Annotated in this window: 19 protein-coding genes and 2 pseudogenes; 16 read left to right on the top strand and 5 right to left on the bottom strand. The window is 27.8% G+C overall.

Annotated features, from left to right (window positions below; all coding sequences use genetic code 11):
* Window positions 1–180: 180 nt before the first annotated feature.
* A pseudogene (locus ABUA17_RS00830) lies at window positions 181–681 on the bottom strand (metallophosphoesterase family protein); the annotation flags it as partial.
* Between the two features lie 352 nt (window positions 682–1,033).
* On the opposite strand from ABUA17_RS00830, the gene ABUA17_RS00825 reads away from it, so the two are divergent.
* Window positions 1,034–1,987 (top strand): L-lactate dehydrogenase, encoded by a 954-nt coding sequence (locus ABUA17_RS00825; RefSeq protein WP_042398226.1) that lies wholly within the window; start codon window positions 1,034–1,036, stop codon window positions 1,985–1,987.
* A 109-nt stretch (window positions 1,988–2,096) separates the two neighbouring features.
* On the opposite strand, the gene ABUA17_RS00820 is transcribed toward ABUA17_RS00825, so the two are convergent.
* The gene (locus ABUA17_RS00820; RefSeq protein ID WP_042398229.1) at window positions 2,097–3,050 is read right to left on the bottom strand and encodes a calcium/sodium antiporter; all 954 of its coding nucleotides are present in this window, start codon (window positions 3,048–3,050) and stop codon (window positions 2,097–2,099) included.
* A 335-nt stretch (window positions 3,051–3,385) separates the two neighbouring features.
* Window positions 3,386–4,183 (bottom strand): hypothetical protein, encoded by a 798-nt coding sequence (locus ABUA17_RS00815; RefSeq protein WP_052330661.1) that lies wholly within the window; start codon window positions 4,181–4,183, stop codon window positions 3,386–3,388.
* A 233-nt stretch (window positions 4,184–4,416) separates the two neighbouring features.
* Here ABUA17_RS00815 and treP point away from each other — a divergent pair, with 233 nt between their 5' ends.
* The 11 genes and pseudogenes from treP (at window position 4,417) to ABUA17_RS00760 (ending at window position 17,691) form a co-directional block, all read left to right on the top strand.
* Complete coding sequence (treP, locus tag ABUA17_RS00810; protein ID WP_195951336.1) at window positions 4,417–5,859, top strand: PTS system trehalose-specific EIIBC component; 1,443 nt, start codon at window positions 4,417–4,419, stop codon at window positions 5,857–5,859.
* 97 nt (window positions 5,860–5,956) lie between these two features.
* On the top strand, window positions 5,957–7,621 hold the full coding sequence (gene treC, locus ABUA17_RS00805; protein ID WP_042398235.1) for an alpha,alpha-phosphotrehalase: 1,665 nt from the start codon (window positions 5,957–5,959) through the stop codon (window positions 7,619–7,621).
* Window positions 7,622–7,655: 34 nt separating this feature from the next.
* Window positions 7,656–8,366, top strand: coding sequence for a trehalose operon repressor (treR, locus tag ABUA17_RS00800; protein ID WP_042398237.1), 711 nt, complete (start codon window positions 7,656–7,658; stop codon window positions 8,364–8,366).
* Window positions 8,367–8,671: 305 nt separating this feature from the next.
* Complete coding sequence (locus ABUA17_RS00795) at window positions 8,672–11,461, top strand: DUF8487 domain-containing protein (RefSeq protein ID WP_195951335.1); 2,790 nt, start codon at window positions 8,672–8,674, stop codon at window positions 11,459–11,461.
* A 339-nt stretch (window positions 11,462–11,800) separates the two neighbouring features.
* The gene (locus ABUA17_RS00790; RefSeq protein ID WP_042398243.1) at window positions 11,801–12,424 is read left to right on the top strand and encodes a hypothetical protein; all 624 of its coding nucleotides are present in this window, start codon (window positions 11,801–11,803) and stop codon (window positions 12,422–12,424) included.
* 133 nt (window positions 12,425–12,557) lie between these two features.
* Window positions 12,558–12,905: pseudogene (locus ABUA17_RS00785) on the top strand (HAMP domain-containing protein); the annotation flags it as partial.
* A complete protein-coding gene (locus ABUA17_RS00780) occupies window positions 12,903–13,838 on the top strand; it encodes an ATP-binding cassette domain-containing protein (protein WP_279325358.1) in 936 nt (311 codons plus the stop codon). The pseudogene ABUA17_RS00785 and the gene ABUA17_RS00780, both read left to right, overlap by 3 nt.
* A complete protein-coding gene (locus ABUA17_RS00775) occupies window positions 13,838–15,604 on the top strand; it encodes an ABC transporter ATP-binding protein (RefSeq protein WP_195951334.1) in 1,767 nt (588 codons plus the stop codon). The genes ABUA17_RS00780 and ABUA17_RS00775 overlap by 1 nt, the downstream gene beginning before the upstream one ends.
* 426 nt (window positions 15,605–16,030) lie before the next feature.
* Window positions 16,031–16,534 (top strand): GNAT family N-acetyltransferase, encoded by a 504-nt coding sequence (locus tag ABUA17_RS00770; RefSeq protein WP_042398256.1) that lies wholly within the window; start codon window positions 16,031–16,033, stop codon window positions 16,532–16,534.
* A 36-nt stretch (window positions 16,535–16,570) separates the two neighbouring features.
* Complete coding sequence (locus ABUA17_RS00765; RefSeq protein ID WP_042398259.1) at window positions 16,571–16,981, top strand: peptide deformylase; 411 nt, start codon at window positions 16,571–16,573, stop codon at window positions 16,979–16,981.
* Between the two features lie 32 nt (window positions 16,982–17,013).
* Window positions 17,014–17,691, top strand: coding sequence for a hypothetical protein (locus tag ABUA17_RS00760; protein ID WP_042398262.1), 678 nt, complete (start codon window positions 17,014–17,016; stop codon window positions 17,689–17,691).
* 139 nt (window positions 17,692–17,830) lie between these two features.
* On the opposite strand, the gene ABUA17_RS00755 is transcribed toward ABUA17_RS00760, so the two are convergent.
* On the bottom strand, window positions 17,831–19,267 hold the full coding sequence (locus ABUA17_RS00755) for a carbon starvation CstA family protein (RefSeq protein WP_195951278.1): 1,437 nt from the start codon (window positions 19,265–19,267) through the stop codon (window positions 17,831–17,833).
* A 221-nt stretch (window positions 19,268–19,488) separates the two neighbouring features.
* Between ABUA17_RS00755 and ABUA17_RS00750 the strand changes: the two genes are divergently transcribed.
* From ABUA17_RS00750 to ABUA17_RS00735, 4 genes are all read left to right on the top strand, one after another.
* Window positions 19,489–19,692, top strand: a complete 204-nt coding sequence (locus ABUA17_RS00750) for a heavy-metal-associated domain-containing protein (protein ID WP_042398268.1) — start codon at window positions 19,489–19,491, stop codon at window positions 19,690–19,692.
* Window positions 19,693–19,968: 276 nt separating this feature from the next.
* Complete coding sequence (locus tag ABUA17_RS00745) at window positions 19,969–20,838, top strand: N-acetylmuramoyl-L-alanine amidase (RefSeq protein WP_042398271.1); 870 nt, start codon at window positions 19,969–19,971, stop codon at window positions 20,836–20,838.
* A 131-nt stretch (window positions 20,839–20,969) separates the two neighbouring features.
* On the top strand, window positions 20,970–21,536 hold the full coding sequence (locus ABUA17_RS00740; protein ID WP_042398274.1) for a GNAT family N-acetyltransferase: 567 nt from the start codon (window positions 20,970–20,972) through the stop codon (window positions 21,534–21,536).
* Window positions 21,537–21,643: 107 nt separating this feature from the next.
* Complete coding sequence (locus ABUA17_RS00735; RefSeq protein ID WP_195951279.1) at window positions 21,644–22,210, top strand: 50S ribosomal protein L25; 567 nt, start codon at window positions 21,644–21,646, stop codon at window positions 22,208–22,210.
* 56 nt (window positions 22,211–22,266) lie between these two features.
* On the opposite strand, the gene ABUA17_RS00730 is transcribed toward ABUA17_RS00735, so the two are convergent.
* Window positions 22,267–22,530 carry a DUF4190 domain-containing protein gene (locus tag ABUA17_RS00730; protein WP_052330662.1) on the bottom strand — a complete coding sequence of 88 codons (264 nt, stop codon included), beginning with the start codon at window positions 22,528–22,530 and terminating at the stop codon, window positions 22,267–22,269.
* Window positions 22,531–22,579: the final 49 nt, after the last annotated feature.

Genomic DNA, 22,579 nt, shown 5'->3' with positions numbered 1-22,579 from the left:
AGATACTTCAATTGTGTTAGGAAGTAAATCCATAACAACAAAATGATATACAGCAATAGGTGGTATTATAACTCCATTCTTACTATTATATTTATTTCGGAGTTTTTCACCAGCACCTCCAGAAATAATTTGATAAATATCATTTTTACCAGATACAACACGACGTGAATAATTATGCTCATGAGATGAAAATACTAATTTAATTTCATATTTATCAACTATTGACCAAAAATCATCCCTACATTTAGGATATAAATCAAGACAATGCCCAAGATGTGCACCAGTAGGAAAAGCTGGTGAGTGAAGAAAAAGTAATTTATTCTTATTACTTTGTTTACATATGTTTTCAAACCATTTTAATTGGTTATTAGTGATTTTATGGATTTCGTTATAATGAAATGAATTAAGAAATATTAATCTATAATTATCAAAGTCAATATAATAAACTGTTTTATTATATTCATCTAAATAATCAGTTACATTAAGATCAGCATAACATTTGCTAAATAGTTTTTCAAAAGTATCATCAGTAGGATTAATATTAACTTCATGATTACCTAAAACAGGAATTAAAGGCTTTGTTTCATAATAACTAGCTACTATGTTTCTAAAATCGTTAAGCTGACTTAATAAGGCATTAGAATTATTACCTCCAGCTACTGAATCTCCTAATATTACAATAAAGTCAGCAGTTGGAGTTATCTAAATAGTTTTATGAATTTTTTATCATCTATTTTATATACACTTCCTTGAGTACCTTTTCCTAATAGTTGTAGTTCATTTATATTTATATTTTCGTATATTTTCATATTGCGCCTTAAAAGAATTAATAATATTAATATATGAAATGAAAAGGATAAGGTTAATATAGAGAAAGAGATATGTTACTTATGTCATGCTAAGAAATATTTACTAAAATTAAGTGAAATGGTAAAATCATATATGAAAATAAAATATGTTCTTTATAATTATCCTATAGGATATAAAAATAGGGGCGAAGTATAAATGAAAGACAGAAAGGTAGGCAGTAAATATGCTAATAAAAAATAGTAAAGTTGCAATTATAGGGGCTGGGAATGTAGGTGTGACTACAGCCTTTTGTTTACAAAATCAGGGGCTTTGTGATGAAATTATATTAATAGATATAAATAGGGATAAAGCATTAGGTGAAGTTCTTGATTTAAATCATGCAGGTGCATTTATGAATAGAAATGTAAAAATAAGTGTAGGAGATTATAAAGATTGTAAGGATGCTGATATTGTAGTAATGACAGCTTCTGCACCTATGGCAATTACAGATAATGATCGTTTAAAAATGTTAGAAAAATCTCAAAACATAGTTAAATCAGTTGTAGATTCTGTAATGGAAAGTGGATTTGAAGGGATTTTTATCGTAGTATCTAATCCAGTTGATATTATGACTTATTATACATGGAAAATATCAGGTCTTCCGAAGAATCAAGTTATTGGAAGCGGAACAACTTTAGATACAGCTAGACTTAAATATTACTTAGCAAAACGTATAGATGTTGATCCAAGAAGTGTTGAGGCATTTGTTATAGGAGAACACGGTGATAGTGAGCTTGTATCTTGGAGCACTGTTACAGTAGGCGGAAAAGATTTTGAAAGTATTGTAAGAGATAATAAAGAGAGAGTTGGGGTAGAACCATATGATTCTCTTGAAGAAGAAACTATTAAAGGTGGATGGGAAATATTCCATAAAAAAGGAAACACATCTTATGGGATTGCAGCATCTGTAGCTGGAATAGTAAAAACTATTTTACATAATGAAAATAGAATCTTACCAGTATCTACTTTATTGTCTGGAGAGTATAATGAACATGATATTTTTATAAGTGTGCCAGCAATAATTGATCGCCAAGGAGTAAAGGAAATTGTTGAATTAAATTTAACAGAAGAGGAACAAAGAAATTTCGATAATTCATGTAAAATAGTACGTGATAAATATAAAGAGCTTAATTTTTAGTATTTGGTTATTCTAGAAGTTAAAGAAGATTATAGAAATAAATATGTTTTATATAAAAAAGAAATCTTAGCTGAAAAAAGCAACTAAGATTTCTTTTTATTTATAAATATTATCTAATTATTGTATAACTCATATAAACTATATAAATTCCTACTAAAATAATGCCATGTTTTTTTAATAGAGAATAATCTTTTTTCATAAATAGATATAATAGTATTGTTATACATAACATAAAAATAATATCTATTAATGCTAAAGTACTAATTGTTATTGGGGAAATGAAAGTAGCTAGCCCTAAAACTAGTAATATGTTAAATATATTTGATCCAATTACATTTCCAATTGCAATTTCAGTTTCACCTTTCTTTATTGCAACTATAGAAGTAACAAATTCAGGTAATGATGTTCCAATAGCAACAATAGTTAAACCAACTAAATTTGCACTCATACCGAATAAAGTTGCAATGGAAGTAGCAGAATCAACAACCATATCTCCACCTATAACAATACCTAAAATTCCTATTACACTTAAAATAACAGTTTTTAATATTGGAGTTTGTGTAGTAGTATCACTTTCAGCTAAGGCAATTTCATTATCAGATGAACTATCTAAATTTGTTGCAGATTTGGCCATTTTAACTGTGGAATATAAAAAGTATACAAAAACAATTAATAATATTAATCCTTCAATTCTGCTTATATATTTATTAATTCCAAATACTAAAAGCAAACCACTTACAATTAATAAAAAAGGTGTATCCTTTTTTATTGTATTTTTTTGTACAGGTAGCTTAGATATTAGTGAAGAAACACCAAGAACTACAAGAATATTAAAAAAGTTTGAACCAACTACATTAGCTACGCTCATATCGTTTTGCCCAGATAATGAAGATGTAATACTTACAGCAGCCTCAGGAGCACTTGTCCCCATTGCAACTATGGTAAGTCCTATTATCATTGATGGAATATTAAATTTTCTTGCTATAGAAGCAGCTCCATCAACAAATAAATCAGCTCCTTTTATAAGAAAAAAGAAACCTATAATTAAAAGAATAAATGACATAGTATATCCTCCAAAAATTTGATAAAAATTATGTGCTAAATAGAAAGATATCATATGAAAGGTAAAGTTACAAATTTTTTTTATGATTAAACTTAAAAAATAATATTTTTTCTTATCCTATGAGGTTTGATTTTATATAACTTATATAAAGAGTTAGTTTATGAATACATAGATTATTTTATAAAGGTAGATTTTATAATTAATAAGTTTTCATAAGTTTGTTTTAGTATACTAATTAAAGGCAAAAAAATAGAGATCGTATTTATAAATTTTACAGACTACTAATACTATTTATTAGAGGTCTGTAAAATCTATTTTTAATTTAAATTAGATAATTATCTAGTAACTTCATCAACTATAAAAGCTGGTATAGTCATTTCGGCACCTAAAACTGTGGTATAAGTCATATTACCAGCAGATGAACCTTTAAAGTATATATAGTCATTTTCTAATAAAGTTTCAGTTTTTATGCTATCATCAATTTCAACTAGCATTATAGTATCATAGTTTCCGTTTATTGCTACTCTGTATTGAGTATATCCATTACCATTCATGACTTGAATAATTTTACCTTCGAATTGACCTAGTGTTCCGATTTTACCCTCTCTAGCTATGTCTTCCCAAGTTAGACCAGTTTCATATTTATGAGCTTCAGCTTCTTTAGCAGCGGCTTCTTCTTGTGCTTTCTTTTCAGCAGCAGCCTTTTCTTCAGCCTCTTTTTTTGCTTTTTCCTCAGCTTCTTTTTGGGCCTTTTCTTGCGCAATTCTTTCTTCTTCGGCTTTACGTTCCTCTTCTTTCATTTCAAACCAAGGAGCAGCTTCTTCTACCTTTTTTGTAAGGAGTGAGTTTTCTTCCTCTAAGTCTTTAATAGATTTTTTTAACTCAGTTACTTTTTCATTAAGTGATTCACCATATTCCTTGGAGCTTTCATAGAGAGAATTTAAAGTTTTGTATTCTTCAGTTCCTTCTACAGGTGTTGAAAAAATAACGTTTACAATTAGTGCTAAAACAAAACCTAAAGCTATTAATCCTAATCTTTTGGAATAAATAATTACTACATTTAAGAAATCTTCTTTAGTAGCTCCGATAATCCAATCTGTGAAATCTTCTTTTATTTCACTAAATTTTTTCATATTAACCTCCAAGTAAGTGCTAATAGAGTATATGAAAATACATATAAAATAATTCATTTTGAGAATACTTATAAAATATATAAATCAAATATTTTTAAGAAAATGATTACAAAATGTGTTGACAAACATATACGTACAAGTTATTATTGATACATAGACAAGATGTACGTACAGGTTGTTGATAGCGTAGGACAATAATATGCGTACAGGTCATTATGTTAGGAGGTAAAAAGATGGGAAAGTATATTGATGACTCAAAAGCGTTACTAGAATACATTGGCGGAAAAGAAAACATTAGTGCAGTTACACATTGTGTAACTCGTATGAGATTTGTATTAAAGGATACAAGTAAAGCAGATAAAGAAAAAATAGAAGCATTAAAATGTGTAAAAGGAACATTTATTCAAGCTGGACAATTCCAAGTAATAATTGGAAATACAGTTACTGATTTTTACAATGACTTTGTAAAGGTTTCTGGTATTGAAGGAGTAAGTAAGGATAGTGTTAAAGATGCAGCTAAATCAAATATGAGCTTTATTCAAAAGTTAATGGCAAATTTAGCAGAGATATTTTCACCACTTATTCCAGCAATTATAGTTGGAGGTCTTATTTTAGGATTTAGAAATATCATAGGTGATGTAAAGTTCTTCGAAGATGGAACAAAAACATTAATTGAAATATCACAATTTTGGGCAGGAACTTATAGTTTCTTATGGCTAATAGGTGAAGCGATATTCCACTTCTTACCTGTAGGAATCGTATGGGCAATTACTAAGAAGATGGGAACTACTCAAATACTTGGTATAGTATTAGGTATTACATTAGTATCACCACAACTTTTAAATGCATATGCGGTATCAGGTGGAGCTGATATTCCATTCTGGGATTTTGGATTTGCTAAAGTTAATATGATTGGATATCAAGCACAAGTTATTCCAGCGATATTAGCAGGGTTTGTATTAGTTTATTTAGAGAAATTCTTTAGAAAAATATCACCAGCTGCAATTTCAATGATAATAGTACCATTCTTTGCATTAGTACCATCAGTACTTATAGCACATACAGTACTTGGACCTATTGGTTGGAAAATTGGAGATATGATTTCAACAGTTGTTTATTCAGGATTAACTTCATCATTTAGTTGGTTATTTGCAGGTATATTTGGATTTGTTTATGCTCCATTAGTTATTACTGGTTTACATCACATGACAAATGCAATTGACCTTCAATTAATGTCACAAGTTGGTGGTACATTATTATGGCCAATGATTGCTTTATCAAATATTGCTCAAGGATCAGCTGTACTTGCAATGATATACTTACAAAGAAAAAATGAAGAAGAAAAGCAAGTTTCAATACCAGCATGTATTTCAGCATATTTAGGTGTAACAGAACCAGCATTGTTTGGTGTTAACTTAAAATATGGATTCCCATTTATTTGTGGAATGATTGGTTCAGGTATTGCAGCAGTAATATCAGTAGCAACAGGAGTTATGGCAAATGCAATTGGTATAGGGGGTATTCCTGGAATACTTTCAATTCAACCTCAACATATGTTAATGTTTGCTGTAGCTATGGTAGTAGCAATAGTAATTCCATTTGTATTAACAATAATTGTTGGAAGAAAAAAATTAGGAAATGCATCAGTAGATGCTAAAGTAAAGAAAGCTGCTTAATAAGATATAAAAAATTATAAAAGGATGATATATGAATAGTATAAAATTACTAGGCATATATCGTCCATTATTTGCTAGATAGAAGGAGATAGTTAAAATGAAAGATTTTAGAGAAAGTGTAGTTTATCAAATATACCCTAAGTCATTTAATGATTCAAACGGAGATGGAATTGGAGATATAAACGGAGTAACAGAAAAACTAGATTATTTAAAAGAACTTGGTGTAGATTATATATGGTTAACTCCTGTTTATGTATCTCCTCAAAAAGATAATGGATATGACGTTGCAGATTACTACAAAATAGATCCAAGAATGGGGACTATGGAAGATTTCGATAATCTTGTAGAGGAAGCAAAAAAAAGAAATATTGATATTATGTTAGATATGGTATTTAATCATACTTCTACTGAACATGAGTGGTTTAAAAAAGCTTTAAAAGGTGATAAGAAGTATAAAGATTTCTATATATTTAAGGAAGGGAAAAATAATGAACCTCCAACTAATTGGGTTTCAAAATTTGGTGGTAATGCTTGGGAGTATGTAGAAGAGTTTAATGAATATTATCTTCACTTATTTGACGTTACACAAGGTGATTTAAATTGGGATAATGAAGAAGTAAGAAGTGAAATTTATAAAGTAGTAAACTTTTGGTTAGATAAAGGGGTAAAAGGCTTTAGATTAGATGTAATTAATCTTATTTCAAAGCCAGAAGTGTTTGAAAGTGACAATATAGGTGATGGAAGAAGATTTTATACTGATGGACCTAATATTCATAAGTATTTAAAAGAACTTAATAAAAATACATTTGGTAAGTATGAAGATATAATTACAGTTGGAGAAATGTCTTCAACATCAGTAGATAATTGTATTAAGTATTCAAATCCTGAAGAAAAAGAACTTTCAATGGTGTTTAATTTCCATCATTTAAAGGTTGACTATAAAAATGGTGATAAGTGGACAATGATGGATTTTGATTTTAAGATGTTAAAAGATATATTCAAACAATGGCAAGAGGAAATGCAAGAGGGTAATGGATGGAGTGCAGTATTTTGGTGCAATCATGATCAACCTAGAGCAATATCTAGATTTGGAAATGATAAAAAGTATCATAATGAAAGTGGTAAAATGTTAGCAACAACTATTCATATGATGAGGGGAACTCCTTATATTTATCAAGGTGAAGAGTTTGGAATGACTAATCCTTACTTTGATTCAATAGAAGAATATAGAGATGTTGAATCTATAAATTATTATAATATATTAAAAGAACAAGGTGAAACTGAAGAGGATATTTTAGAAATATTAAGATCAAAATCAAGAGATAATTCAAGAACTCCGATACAATGGAATAGTAAAGAAAATGCAGGGTTTACTGTAGGAACTCCATGGATACCAGTTAGTAAAATGTATAAAGAAATAAATGCGGAAAAGGCATTAGAAAATAAGGATTCAGTATTTTACCATTATAAAAAGTTAATATCTTTAAGAAAAGAATATGATGTTATTTCAAAAGGTAATATAGAAATGATATTAGAAGAACATAACAAAGTATTAGCTTATACAAGAAATTATGAAAATAAAACTTTAGTAGTTTTAAATAACTTCTATGGTGAAGAAACAATGGTAAAATTACCATCAGAATTATTATGCAATGAATATAAAGTAAATACATTAATATCAAATTATTCAAATTCTAGAAAATTAAAGGAAGAAATAATACTTAGACCATATGAGTCAATAGTTTATTATATTGAGAAATAGTAGATATTTATGATAAAATAACTATGGTGATGAAATGGATAAGAAGTATTTAAATATATATAACATTATAGTTAATAAAATTGAAAGTAAAGAATATGTAGCAAATGATAAATTACCTTCTGAAAAGGAATTAATGGATGAGTATAATGTCTCAAGGGATACTGTAAGAAAATCTTTAAATATGCTAGAACAAAATGGATATATTCAAAAAAGTAAAGGAAAAGGTTCATTTGTTTTAGATATAAATAAGTTTAATTTCCCAGTTTCAGGTGTAGTTAGTCTTAAAGAGCTTAGTGAAAAGTCAGGAAGGGCTATTGAAACAACAGTTGAGGCTTTAGAGTGTATTATTCCTAAAAAAAACATTTCAAAAGGGCTTGAGATAAATGAAGATGAGAAAGTATGGAGAATAGTAAGAGCAAGAACTATAGATGGAGAAAAGGTAATATTAGATAAGGATTACGTAGTTCAAAAATTTGTAGAAAATCTTACTGAAGATATATGCAAGAATTCTTTATATGAATATGTTGAAAATGTGTTAGGATTAAAGATAGCATATGCAAAAAAAGAAATAACAGTTCAAAATGCTTCAGAGGAAGATAAAAAGTATTTAGATATGAAGGGCTTTGATATGATAGTAGTAGTTAAAAGCTATACATATTTAGATGATACAAGTTTATTTCAGTATACAGAGTCAAGACATAGGCCAGATAAATTTGTATTTGTAGATTTCGCAAGAAGACATTAATAAAAAGGTGCACTTATAAATTGATACCTATAGACTAGACACTTATAAAAAAGTGTTTAAGTTTATAGATATCAGTTTACATCAGTGCACTTTTTTTTATTAATTAATTAATAAATATATTTATTTAATAGTTAAATAATTTGAATTTTCATGTAGGTAATAAAATAAATACTATAATTTTGGTGATATTTTTCGGGTATTTAAAGTAAAAGGTTAATATTATAATTAATTACATATAAAATTTAATTGTATTTTTATAATAATTAGATTATAAATTTTAACTATATAAAAGGATGGGAATAGATATGACTAAAATAAATTTGCATGGTGAATGGAATTTTCAATTAGATAAAGATAAACAAGGATTAAATAATGAATTATATAAAAAAGAATTAAATGATACAATTACTTTACCAACAACAACTTCTGAAGCAAAGAAAGGTGAAATAAATACTGATAGAGAAGTTGGATATCTTACTGATTTATACAAATTCGAAGGATTTGCTTGGTTTTCTAAAGAAGTAGAATTTCCAAATAAAAGTGAAAATGATTATATAGAATTAATAATGGAAAGAACAAGGATAACACACCTTTGGATAGATGATAATTATGTGGGAACATATAATAGTTTATGTACATCTCATCATTACGATATTACCCCTTATGTAAACAATAACAAGCACAAGGTAACTATAATGGTTGATAATACCTCATATCCAACAAAAGGTGGACATATGACTTCACCAGATACTCAAACAAATTGGAATGGAATTACTGGGGAAATTTCTATTAAAATTACTAATAAAACTAGATTATCAAATGTTAAGTTTTATCCTAATATCGAAGATAAATCTGTTATAGTAAGAGGAAATATTTTAGGTAATAAAATAGAAAAAGTTTCATTGACAGCTTTTGATGAGATTAAAGTATTTGATAAAAAAGGTTATAACATAAATAATAATTCATTTGAAGTAAAGTACTTAATGGGAGAGGATGTTCAACTTTGGAGTGAATATAATCCACATACTTATAAAATGAAAATACAAATTCAAAATGAAGAAAAAGTTATAAATGAAGATACTTATTCATTTGGTATGTTATCTTTTAAAACTAATGAAAAGAAGTTTTTAATAAATGGACAAGAGACTTTTCTTAGAGGAAAACATGATGGGTTAATTTTTCCTTTAACAGGATATGCACCAACAGATTTAGAAAGCTGGATAAAGGTTTTAAAAACATCAAAGGAATACGGTATTAATCATTATAGATTCCATACATGCTGTCCACCTAAAGCTGCTTTTGAGGCAGCAGACATTGTTGGTATTTATATGGAACCAGAACTACCTTTCTGGGGGACAATAACAACAAAAGAAGATGAAAATCATGATGAAGCTATGGAAGAGTATTTAATTAAAGAAGGATATAGAATGTTAGATGAATTTGGTAATCATCCATCATTTGTTATGATGTCTTTAGGTAATGAATTATGGGGAAGCAAGGAAACTCTAAATTCTATTTTAAAGGGATATAAAGAATATGATAATAGACATCTTTATGTACAAGGATGTAATAACTTCCAATGGGCACCATGTATTTTAGAAGAGGATGATTTCTTTAGTGGAGTTCGTTTTACAGGTGATAGATTATATAGAGGTTCTTATGCAATGTGTGATGCTCCACAAGGTCATATACAAACAGACGCACCAAATACAATTCATAATTATGATGAAATAATAAGACCAACTTCAAAGAAAAAAAGTTCAGCAGGGGAAGTTGGAGTTAAGCAAATTCAATATGGAACTGGAGTAAAAGAAGTACTTGTGTCTGAAACAGAAGAGTTTATTCCTAAGGTACCAGTTATTTCACATGAAATTGGACAATATGAAACTTTTCCTAATTTCAAAGAAATAGATAAATATACTGGAGTATTAAAAGCTAGGAATTTCGAAGTGTTTAAAGAGCGTTTAGAGGAAAAAGGATTAATTGATAAGGCTGATATGTACTTTAAAGCATCAGGTAAATTAGCAGCAGAATGCTATAAAGGTGAATTAGAAACAGCATTTAGAAGCAATGAATTAGCAGGATTCCAATTGCTAGACTTGCAGGATTTTAGTGGACAAGGAACTGCTTTAGTAGGGATTTTAGATGCTTTTATGGATAATAAGGGAATAATATCATCAGAAGAATGGAGAGAGTTCTGTTCGGATTGTATATTGCTTGGAGAGTTTTCAAAGTATGTATGGGATGCAGGAGAAAAATTTAACTGTAATATAAAACTTACTAATTATAGAAAAGAAATTAAAAATTGCAATATGGTTTTAAAGATAGAACTTGTGAATGAAACAAGTTGTCTATGGAAGGAAGAAGTAATAGTAAGTAAACTTGCTATTGGTGTAAATAATTTATCAACTGTAAGCTTTCAATTACCAAAATGTGAAGTACCACAAAAATATACATTTAAATTAACAATTGAAGATTTAGATATATTAAATCACTATGAGTTATGGGTATATCCTATAGTCCCAGAATTAGATAAAGAAAATATTATTATTACTGATGATTTATTAGAAGTGATAAGTGGAGTTTCAAATAATAAAAAGATATTATATTATCCAAAAGAAGAGGAAAATATAAATTCAATTGAAGGAACTTATTGTACAGATTTCTGGTGTTATCCAATGTTTAGATCTATTTCAGAAAGTATGGGTAAACCTATACCAGTAGGAACAATGGGATTATTAATAAATGATAAACATCCTGCATTAATGAATTTTCCATGCGAGTTTTATTCAACTCCACAATGGTGGGATATTATTATGAATTCCCGTTTATCTATTTTAGATAATGTTAAGATTGATCCAATTGTACAAATGATTGATAATTTTGAGAGAAATCATTTGTTAGGATTAGTTTATGAATTTAAAGTAAATGAAGCTAAAATTTTAGTTTGCAATTCACCCCTTAAAGAAATAGTGGATAGTAGTCCAGCAGAATGGCTTCAATATAGTTTAATTAAATATATGGAAAGTAAAGATTTTAAGCCAGAGAAAACTATTAGGATAGATACGTTTAATAGTATATTTAATAGTAAGTAATAGAGACAAAAAATGATGTAGCCTCCGAGTCAATTATTCAAATTGGATTAGGAGGCTTTATTATCTTTTTCTTGTATCTCTCTTATAAGCATACATTACCTCCAGTAAAAAGTGTTTATTATAACTATTATAACAAAGAAAGCTCTTTTAACTTAAAAAATAATATATTTAATGTAAAAATAATAGAAAAATGTAATTGTTATCACATAAAAGAGGGATATTTCATGATATAATAAAAAAATAAATAAAAATAAGAATGTAAAAATACGAGATATAATTATGTTATTTTTATATTTAGTTTTATTAAATAATTAGATATTAAGTAGGGGAGTAAATATTATGAAGAAATTTATAAAAGAACAGGTGCTAAAAGTAGTAGATACACTTGAGACTATAATAGGGGTACTTTTAGCAATTTGTATTGGAATATCTGTTATATATCTAATTTTTGATATTACATCGGTATTCTCATTTAGAAATAATTTAGATGCATTTAATGATTATCTTTCAATAGCATTTAACTTTGTTATTGGAATAGAATTTATAAAGATGTTATGTAAACATACACCAGAAACTGTAATTGAAGTTTTACTTTTTGCTATTGCAAGACAATTAATAGTTGAACACATGACAATATTCCAAAATTTAATAGGGGTACTAGCTATAGCAGCATTGTTTGCTACAAGAAAGTACTTATTTTATAACTTTGATGAAGTTGATAAAACTATTTATAGAAGTAGTGAAAGAGTAAAAAGGATAAACTTTTTAGAACATATCGATATACCACATGAAAATAAAGAAGATACATTAGAAGATATTGTACTAAAGGAAATAGAAGCAAGAAAACTAGAGTTAGGCACAGGAGTATGTATTTATTATCCAGGATTTGCATTAAGAGTAGCAAAAATAACAAATAATGTTGTAACAAGAGTTGAAGTTATACGTTCAATGAAAAAGAAATAAGGATTTAATTATAAAAAAGAGAAGTTGCACAACTAAGTAAATAGGGTACAACTTCTCTTTTTATTATTATAATATGAATTATGGATTGGTAAATAAATCTATTGTAAAATATTAAATATGATGATTTATTCTAATGTATTTAACAGTAATAAACATTTTGTTTATGTTAAGTTTATTATTTAGTATCATTATTAATTTAATTACTACAGTTATTACAGGGGTTTTAATGTATATATCATTTGCTCTAGGAATTTTAAATGAAAAAAATATTACAGATATAATGGTATTACCTATAATTACATTAGTTTCATGTATTTTAATAGGTGTTGTAGTTTCTGCATGTTCAAGTAGAGCTGTATTAAAAAATGTTATAGAGTTTATCGAAGCAACAGATAAACTATCACGTGGAGATTTTTCAGCCCGTTTAAATATAAGAAAGCCACCTGAATTTAGAATATTATCTAAAAATTTTAATACAATGGCAGAAGAATTAGGTAGTATTGAAGTATTACGTACAGATTTTATAAATAATTTTTCTCATGAATTTAAAACACCAATTATATCTATTAAAGGCTTTGCGGAAATTTTAAAGGATGATGATCTTTCTAAAGAAGAAAGAAATGAATATTTAGATATAATTATAGAAGAATCTAAAAGGTTAACATCACTTGCTACTAATGTTTTAAATCTTTCTAAAATTGAAACTCAAGCTATATTATTTATAGGAGCAACTGGTGCTGGTAAAAGTACATTAATTAATCTTATTCCACGTTTTTATGATGCTACAGAAGGTGAAGTATTAGTGGATGGAGTTAATGTAAAAGAATATGATCAAAAATATCTTAGAAATAAATTAGGATATGTTTCTCAAAAGGTTACTTTATTCGAAGGAACAGTTGAATCAAATGTAGCATTTGGAGAAAATGGCAAATCAGAAATTACAAAAAATGATGTTATTTATGGGGTATATGCAGCACAAGCAGCTGAGTTTGTTGAAAATTTAGATGGAGAATATGATGCTCATATTTCACAAGGTGGTACTAACCTTTCAGGAGGTCAAAAGCAACGTTTATCAATAGCAAGAGCAATAGCACGTTATCCAGAAATATTAATTTTTGATGATTCATTCTCAGCTCTTGATTACAAAACAGATAGCAAACTTCGTAAATTCTTGAAAAAAGAAAGTATAGGAACAACAATGCTTGTCGTAGCTCAAAGAATAAGTAGTATAAGAGATGCAGATAAGATTATTGTATTAGAAGATGGTCAAATGGTTGGTATAGGAAAACATGATGAATTAATGAAAACATGTAATGTATATAAAGAAATTGCATACTCTCAACTTTCAAAGGAGGAATTAGCTGTGGACATGGAAGCAGCTTGTTCAGATATTTCAGAGGAGGAGGTTGTATAATGAATAGAAACAAAAGTAAAAATTCAGAAAAAAGTTTAAGTAAGCTTATAACTTATTGTAAAAAATATATTCCAGTAATAATTATTGCTTTGACCAGTGCAGTTATAGGAACTATATTAACTATAATAGGACCTGATAAGCTATCAGAAATGACAGATATTATTACAGCTGGGATAATGACTAGTATTGATTTAGATAAAATAGCATCAATAGGACTAACATTAGTTGCTATATACGTAATTAGTGCAATTTTAACTTTTGCTCAAGGTTATATTATGGCAACTATTACACAAAAAGTTTCTAAAAACTTAAGAAGTGATATTTCTAAGAAAATAAATAAATTACCAATGTCATATTATAACAATAATACTACTGGGGATTTACTTTCTCGTGTTACAAATGATGTAGATACTATAGGGCAAGCGTTAAATCAAAGTGTTGGAACATTAATTAGTGCAATATGTTTATTCTTTGGTTCTTTAATTATGATGTTAAAGACAAATGTCATAATGACAGTAACTGCAGTACTAGCTACAATGATTGGTTTTGCACTAATGATGATAATTATGAAAAGCTCTCAAAAGTATTTTATGAGACAACAAGAATATTTAGGAAAAATTAATGGACATGTTGAAGAAGTATATTCAGGGCATACTATTGTAAAAGCCTATAATGCAGAAGAACAAATGGATAATAAGTTCAGGGCTTTAAATTCAACACTTAAAAATAGTACATTTAAAGCTCAATTCCTATCAGGATTAATGATGCCTATTATGACATTTATAGGAAATTTAGGATATGTTGCAGTTTGCGTAGTAGGTGCATCTCTTGCAATGAATGGTAATATTTCTTTTGGGGTAATTGTAGCATTTATAATGTATGTTCGTTACTTTACTCAACCTTTAGCTCAAATGGCTCAAGGAGTTCAAAATTTACAATCAGCAGCTGCTGCAAGTCATCGTGTTTTTGAATTTTTAGAAGCAAAAGAAATGGAAGATGAAAGTCATAAGACTAAATCACTTGAAAATGCTAAAGGAAAAGTAGAATTTAAAAATGTTAAGTTTGGTTATGAAGGATCAGATAGAATAATAATCAATGATTTTTCTGCAATTGCAAAGCCAGGTCAAAAAGTTGCCATAGTTGGGCCTACAGGGGCAGGTAAATCTACACTAGTAAATTTACTAATGCGTTTTAATGAAATTAATAGTGGTGAAATTTTAATTGATGATATTCCTACAAGTGATTTAACAAGGGAAAATATTCATGATTTATTCTGCATGGTACTACAAGATACATGGTTATTTGAAGGTACAATTAGAGAAAACCTTGTATATAACAAAGAAGGAGTAAGTGATGAGGTTATAAAAGAGGCATGTAAAGCAGTTGGTTTAGATCACTTTATTGAAACATTACATGATGGATATAACACAATTTTAAATGATAAAGTTAATTTATCTGCAGGACAAAAGCAACAGCTTACAATTGCAAGAGCAATGATTAAAGATGCTCCAATGTTAATTTTAGATGAAGCAACAAGTTCAGTAGATACAAGAACAGAGCTTTTAATTCAAAGTGCAATGGATAAGCTTATGGAAGGAAGAACATCTTTTGTTATAGCTCATAGACTTTCAACTATTAAGAATGCTGATGTTATTCTTGTATTAAAAGATGGAGATATTTTAGAGAGTGGAAATCATGAAGAGTTACTTGCTAAGGATGGATTCTATGCAGAGTTGTATAATAGTCAATTTGAACAGGTAGCTTAATATAGAAAAAAGTAATAAAGATTTATTTCTTTGATTACTTATTGAAAAATAAGAATATATATCTAAAATATATTTATAAATTATTGTAATATATATATAATATACACAAAGAGATGATGTTGTTAAACAACACCGTCTCTTTGTTTTTTTTAGATGGAATTAAAATGCAGCTAATTCACTAATTCAAAGAATGAAAGAATAAGGCAATTTTTAAAAAGTATATTATAGAGTTTAATAATCCAATAAGAATTTACCTCTTTCTTAGTGGATTAAATTTTGGCAAATATATTGGAAAAAGTTGAAGTTTAAACTAAATTTAATTATACTAAAACAGTTAAAGGTTAAATTATTTAAACTTATAAAAACAAATGAATGAAAATATAAAGAAGTATTGGCAAGAAAAATCTAGAGCTTAAGGAGAATAAAATGGAATTTAGAAAATCGATAAAATCAGATGTTAGTAGAATAATGGAAATTATTAGACAGGCTCAAGAGTATTTTAAATTACAAGGAATTAATCAATGGCAAAATAATTATCCAAACAAAGAAGTAATAAATAATGACATAGATAATGGGCAAAGCTATGTAATGTTAAAAGATAATAATATAGTAGCAACTACAGTTGTTTCATTTAAAGAAGAAAAATCATATGAAAATATTATTGATGGTAAATGGATTACAAATGATAAATACGGGGTAATTCATAGAATAGCAGTAGATAGTAATTATAAAGGATTAGGTTTATCGCATGAAATTATTAAATATTCAGAAGAGCTTTGCTTAAGCAATAATATACATAGTATTAGAGTTGATACTCATGAGGAAAATATACCAATGCAAAATTTACTTAAGAAAAATAATTTCAAATATTGTGGAATTATCTTTTTAGAAGATGGTGCAAAAAGAATAGCTTTTGAGAAAACTATATAAAAATAAAAGAGTAATAGTAGAAAAGGGGAAGTAAAGATGATAAGACCAATTGTAAAAGATGAATTATTTTTAGCTCAAAAATCAGAAGATGCCAATAAAGAAGATGCAAGCATAATTGAAGATTTAATAGATACATTAAGAGCAAATATTGAAGAGTGTGTTGGAATGGCTGCAAATATGATAGGCGTTAAAAAGCGTATTATAGTGTTTGCTGCTGGAGAGTTAATAGTACCAATGGTAAATCCAGTTATTTTAAAAAAGCAAAAAAGATATGAAGCAGAAGAATGTTGTTTATCATTAACTGGTTTTAGAAAAGCTATAAGATATGAAGAAATTGAAGTAGAATATTTAGATGCAAATTTTAATAAACAAAAGCAAAAATTTACTGGGTTTGTAGCTCAAATTATTCAACATGAAATAGATCATTGTAATGGAATTATAATATAGTAAAATTATTTTATACACAAAAGAGGTATCTTATGAATAAAAAGAGAAATATAATAATAGCTATACTACTTGGACTATTTATTTTAGGAAGTATAGTATTTGTAGCTATAAAGGTTGAAAAGCAACCTGAAATAAAAGAAGATATAAAAAAAGAGGAAACAAATGAAAAAGTAGATTCAGATATAATGGATTTCCTTAATGCAATTGCGGGAGTTAAAGCTGAAGAACTAGAAATAATAAATAACCCTATAATTGGAGTTAAAGGTAAAATATTTGTACCAGAAGAATCAATAGTAAATGGTATAAATTACTTTTTAGAAAAGACAAAAAATAATAAAATGAGTAACTTAGAAGCAGTTACTGAAGACAATAATATTAGTTTATATGTTAATTATGCAGTTACAGATAAAATTAGTACACCTATTAAGGTTGATATATCGCCTAATTTAAATGAAAATAAGGACCTAGTTATTAATATTGGATCAGTAAAGATTCTTGATTTAAAGTTAGCTGATTTTATTGTAAATTTAGCATTAAAAACTTTCATTAAAGACTGGTTTGTAAATAGTGATATTATAGTAGCGTATGAAAATAATAAAGTAATAATTTCTAAAGAAAATTTTAATGGAATAGATTTAAATTCTATTTTAGTAAGTGATGAGGGAATAACTTTAGATATGATGATTGATGCAAATATATTACAAAAGTAAAATTAAACTGCACATGAATTATAATATGGTATGAAATAATTTATAATAATGATTTTGGAGTGAAAAATATATTAAATGAAAAATATTCACAAAGTAAAAGTGCTTTGTGAATCTTTTATTTTTATATAATTAGTAAATTTTAGTAATTGGCTTTTTCTTTTAATGCAGGAATAAATGTTTTAAACAAAAATAAGCAAAGACAAACAGCTGCAAAGATTATTCCTATAGGATATGCTATTGTTGTTGAAAGTTTAAATCCTTCTTCTGCATATAAAATATAAGTACAGCTTACAGCGGACATGAATGTTGCCGGTAATGCTGCAATTAATGATGAAGCAGGTTTAGCAACTTTAGCATATTTAGCAAGATATACAGAGCCTGCCCAAAGTACGATCATAGCTAATGTTTGGTTAGACCATGAGAAATATCTCCAAACAACAGAGTAATCGATAAGGGAAATTAAATATCCAATTCCAAGAAGAGGTACTGCTAACATAAGTCTCTTAGGAATTTTAGTTTGGTCAATTTTAAACCAATCTGCAATGGTAAGCCTTGCACTTCTAAAGGCTGTATCACCTGAAGTAATTGGACAAACAATAACACCAATCATTGCAAGTACACCACCAAATTTACCTAGTAAACCAATAGACATTTCATAAACAGTAGATGAATTACCACCACCAGCTGCAAGTAATCCACCAGTACCCTTATAGAAAGCAACACCAGCTGAAGCCCAAATAAGAGCAATTATACCTTCAGCAACCATTGCGCCATAAAAGATCTTTCTGCCGTTTTTTTCATTATTAATGCAACGTGAAATTATTGGTGATTGAGTTGCATGGAAACCAGAAATAGCACCACATGCAACGGTTATAAACATTAATGGCCAAATTGGAGCACCATTTGGATGAAGATTTTCAAAGGTAATTTCCATCATTGGATTAGTTCCACTATGAGCAATTGTTGCACCTGCAATACCAAGAGCCATAACTATTAGACATATACCAAATATAGGATAAAGTTTACCTATGATTTTATCAATAGGTAATAAGGTAGCTAAAAAATAATAAATTAATACAACGATTGTCCAAAATGTAATATTCATAAAATTTGGAGTAAGCTTTGCTAAAAGACCAGCAGGGCCTACCATAAATACGACCCCAACCATAACAAGTAAAATTACTGAAAAAACTCTCATAACATTTTTCATTACTTTTCCTAAGTAAATACCAACTATTTCAGAAATACTAGCACCATCATTTCTAACTGATAACATACCACTTAGAAAATCATGAACACCTCCGGCTAATATAGTACCAAAAACAATCCAAAGATATACAGATGGTCCCCATATAGCTCCAGATAAAGCACCAAATATTGGTCCAAGACCCGCTATGTTAAGAAGTTGAATTAAGAAAGATTTCCAAGGTTTCATTGGCATATAGTCAACTCCATCTGGATGAACTAAAGCTGGAGTTTTTCTATCAAATTCTGGACCAAATACCTTTTCAACAAGTTTACCATAAAGAAAATAGCCAAGAATTAAAATAGCTAGACAGACAAAAAAACTAATCAAAATAAGTCCTCCTTGAATAATTATTTTTGAATATAACAGCAGTAATGAAACGTTTACAAAAGATATCTTTTAGTAAAAATATATGTAGCTAATATATTTATTAGTACTAAATTATAATAATTTGTTAGTACCTAATTTGTAATAGATTTTTATAAATTTAATATTATTATATCTTTTTGTAAATACTATTTATGTGATTTTAAACATAAGGAGACGAATTAATGAAAAGAGAACATTATATAGTAAATGGAATAGCAAATGAAAATATGAAAACACAAATTAAAAATTCACTTGAAAAAATAGATGGAGTAAATAATGTTTGTGTGGATATGTCAAGGGGAAGTGTTGAAGTTATATATAACAACCCAGCTACAGAACAAGAAATAAGAAGTTGCATAGAAAATACTGGCCATAAAATAGAATAAGAAATAAGCAATAAATAAGGTTAATTTTTTTAATGAAATTAACTTTATTTTTTTGTAAAAATTAAAGAGAGTATTTGTATTATATAAATGAAAAGTTAAAAAATATGGCTTTAATATTTTCATTATTTAGTAGCGATTTAGAATGAAAATCTAGAATATATAATGTTAAAAAAAATAGAAAAATAGAGTTTTAAAAGAAAAGTGGTGAATTATGACACAAATTCAGAACAATAGCATTAGACTTTTCATAATATAAACTAAAGGAGTGTGTTAATTATGAAAATTGCAGTTAGAGGAGGACATTGTCCAAATGTTCCAGGATCAAGTGCTTTAATAGATGAATTGACAGAAGATAGATTAGTAAAAAATGCAGTAATTAAATATTTAAAACAATTAGGAATAAATGTTCTTGATGTTACACCACCAGATACAACTTCATCTTCATCTTCAGACTTAAGTTATGGGGTTAATGAAGCTAATAATTGGGGTGCTGACTTATTTGTATCAATACACTTTAATAATGCTTATAGCTCTTATAATGGAGCGTTAGGAACTGAAGTATGTGTTTATTCTGAATATGATACAGCTAAAAGAGTCGTTAATAAAATGGCTTCTTTAGGATTTAAAAATAGAGGACAAAAAGTAAGAACTGGTTTGTATGAATTGAGGCATACTAGCATGAAATCAATGATAGTAGAAGTTTGTTTTGTTGAAGCAACTGAAGATGTTGCTTTATATAAGAAGCTCGGTTATGATAAAATTGGTAAGACAATAGCAGAGGCTATAGTCAATAGTTCTACAAATTCAACAGACTCTACAACACCTGAGCCTACTCCATCAAACCCACCAACTACTAATTATGATAGCTGGGTGGCTAGATTACAAGAAGAATGCAATAAACAAGGTTTTTCAAATCAAAAGGTAGATGGTATTGCAGGTCCTAATACTTTAAATGGATGCCCTATGTTAAAGCAAGGTGCTAGGGGCAATATTACAAAGTTACTTCAAGAAAAATTAGGTATAAGTGCTGATGGAATTTTTGGAGCTAATACTAAAGCAGCAGTTATTTCTTATCAAAAAGCTAATGGATTATCTGCTGATGGAATTGTAGGACCTAATACTTGGAAAAAATTATTAGGTTTATAATTATTTAAGTCAAGGATTATTGGACAAACCTTAAAGTTTAATATGGTGTTGTTCATATCCTTGCTTTTCTTATTTCCATGGGATATAATGCACTTTAGTAATTAGGATTACCAATATAAGGAGAAAGAAAAATGAATAATTTACTAAAACTAAAAAGAAAAGACGGAGTAATGGTAGATACACAATTAATAGAATTAAAATTATCAGATATAGATAAGATAATGGAGCTTCAAGAAGCTATAATAAATGGATTAGAAAATAAAGAAATTTATGCAGAAACAGAAAAAGATGAGTTTGAAGAATATTTAAATGGTAAGGGAAAAGTAATAGGATATGTAACAAGTGATCATGAGCTTATAGCAATGGGCGTATATGTTAGTAAGGGATACGATGAATCTAATTATGCATATGATTTAGATTTATGTGGCGAAGATATATTAAAGGTCGGACAAATAGAAGCAACTATAGTAAAAGATGAATATAGAGGAAATAAACTTCAAAAATTGATGTGTGAAGAATTAGAAAAAATAGCAAAGGAAAATAATAATGAATTATTATGTGCTACAGCATCACCTTATAATAAATTTAGTGTAAATACATTTATAAATTTAGGTTATGAAATAAAAAAAGACAAATTAAAATATGGTGGTTTAAGAAGATATGTTTTAGTTAAAAATTTATATGTAAATAACAAATAAGAACAGTCAAGAGTAGAAGTTAAAGTAATATTAAATACCTTTTCTGAATAGTATATGATGTACAGAATAAAAAAACTATATATCATAAATGAAAAGGAAGGATTAGAATGGATAATTTAGTATTCAACATAAGTGAAAGATGTGAAAATGGTAAAAGGGTACGAATGAATGGACAAATTCCATGTATTATTTATGGAAGAGATCTTAATAAGGCTTTATCTGCAAAAATCACTAAAAGAGAGTTGATTAGATTATTAGGATATCCTAAGAGTTCTGTAGTATCTTTAAATTTAAATGGAGATTATAAGAAATGCATAGTAAAAGAAATGCAAAAAGATCCTTTTGGAAAGATAATTCATATAGATTTCCAAAGCATAAGTAAAGGTGAATTAGTAAAGCTAAAAATACCAGTAATATTCTATGGACAAGAAGCACTAGAAGCAAAAGGATTATTATTAGAATCATTTGTTAATGAGGTTGAATTACAAGGGGAAGTAGGTAAGTTCCCAGATAATATATCTATTGATGTATCTAAATTAGAAGAAGGAAACCAAATACTTGTTAGAGATTTACCTATTTCAAAGGATATGGTAATTGAAGGCAATGTTGATTTAGCAGTAGCTAAAATTAGTTATAGAACAAATAATGTAAGTGAAGATGAATCTGAAGAATAAAAGATAAGGGATGGCATATGCCATCCTTTATTAATGTACAATTAAAATTGAAAATGTTAAAAAATAAGAGAAATAGCGCAAATAGCATAAATGATATTAATTGCTCCAAAGATTATACCTAAAATAGCTAAGACTTTTCCTTTTTGTTGATTTTTAGATATTTGAGATAAACCAATTGCAGAAAAAACTACAGCTAAAATTCCTACAATACCAAAAAAGTTAAGGAAAAAAGAAATAATTCCTAAAACAAATCCTACGATTGCAAAAACATTATAAGAATTTTTAGTAGTAATTATTTGATCATCTTTATTATTATCCAAATTAAGTACCCCCAGCATTGATTAATATAGTATATGATTAATAATTAGC

It is taken from the genome of Clostridium sp. RTP31139st1_H3_RTP31139_211217 (assembly GCF_040227035.1).
Lineage (GTDB): Bacteria > Bacillota > Clostridia > Clostridiales > Clostridiaceae > Clostridium > Clostridium saudiense.
Note: the sequence above shows the minus strand (reverse complement) of the source record. Positions and strands in the feature narration are given on the sequence as shown.

What these genes read in the sequence shown, in the direction of transcription:
- ABUA17_RS00735 (WP_195951279.1), top strand. Translation starts at nt 21,644, where the DNA reads ATGGATAATTTAGTATTCAACATAAGTGAAAGATGTGAAAATGGTAAA.
- ABUA17_RS00740 (WP_042398274.1), top strand. Translation starts at nt 20,970, where the DNA reads ATGAATAATTTACTAAAACTAAAAAGAAAAGACGGAGTAATGGTAGAT.
- ABUA17_RS00815 (WP_052330661.1), bottom strand. Translation starts at nt 4,183, where the DNA reads ATGAAAAAATTTAGTGAAATAAAAGAAGATTTCACAGATTGGATTATC.
- ABUA17_RS00745 (WP_042398271.1), top strand. Translation starts at nt 19,969, where the DNA reads ATGAAAATTGCAGTTAGAGGAGGACATTGTCCAAATGTTCCAGGATCA.
- ABUA17_RS00765 (WP_042398259.1), top strand. Translation starts at nt 16,571, where the DNA reads ATGATAAGACCAATTGTAAAAGATGAATTATTTTTAGCTCAAAAATCA.
- ABUA17_RS00760 (WP_042398262.1), top strand. Translation starts at nt 17,014, where the DNA reads ATGAATAAAAAGAGAAATATAATAATAGCTATACTACTTGGACTATTT.
- ABUA17_RS00795 (WP_195951335.1), top strand. Translation starts at nt 8,672, where the DNA reads ATGACTAAAATAAATTTGCATGGTGAATGGAATTTTCAATTAGATAAA.
- ABUA17_RS00780 (WP_279325358.1), top strand. Translation starts at nt 12,903, where the DNA reads ATGGCAGAAGAATTAGGTAGTATTGAAGTATTACGTACAGATTTTATA.
- ABUA17_RS00770 (WP_042398256.1), top strand. Translation starts at nt 16,031, where the DNA reads ATGGAATTTAGAAAATCGATAAAATCAGATGTTAGTAGAATAATGGAA.
- ABUA17_RS00750 (WP_042398268.1), top strand. Translation starts at nt 19,489, where the DNA reads ATGAAAAGAGAACATTATATAGTAAATGGAATAGCAAATGAAAATATG.
- treR (WP_042398237.1), top strand. Translation starts at nt 7,656, where the DNA reads ATGGATAAGAAGTATTTAAATATATATAACATTATAGTTAATAAAATT.
- treP (WP_195951336.1), top strand. Translation starts at nt 4,417, where the DNA reads ATGGGAAAGTATATTGATGACTCAAAAGCGTTACTAGAATACATTGGC.
- ABUA17_RS00775 (WP_195951334.1), top strand. Translation starts at nt 13,838, where the DNA reads ATGAATAGAAACAAAAGTAAAAATTCAGAAAAAAGTTTAAGTAAGCTT.
- ABUA17_RS00820 (WP_042398229.1), bottom strand. Translation starts at nt 3,050, where the DNA reads ATGTCATTTATTCTTTTAATTATAGGTTTCTTTTTTCTTATAAAAGGA.
- ABUA17_RS00825 (WP_042398226.1), top strand. Translation starts at nt 1,034, where the DNA reads ATGCTAATAAAAAATAGTAAAGTTGCAATTATAGGGGCTGGGAATGTA.
- treC (WP_042398235.1), top strand. Translation starts at nt 5,957, where the DNA reads ATGAAAGATTTTAGAGAAAGTGTAGTTTATCAAATATACCCTAAGTCA.
- ABUA17_RS00790 (WP_042398243.1), top strand. Translation starts at nt 11,801, where the DNA reads ATGAAGAAATTTATAAAAGAACAGGTGCTAAAAGTAGTAGATACACTT.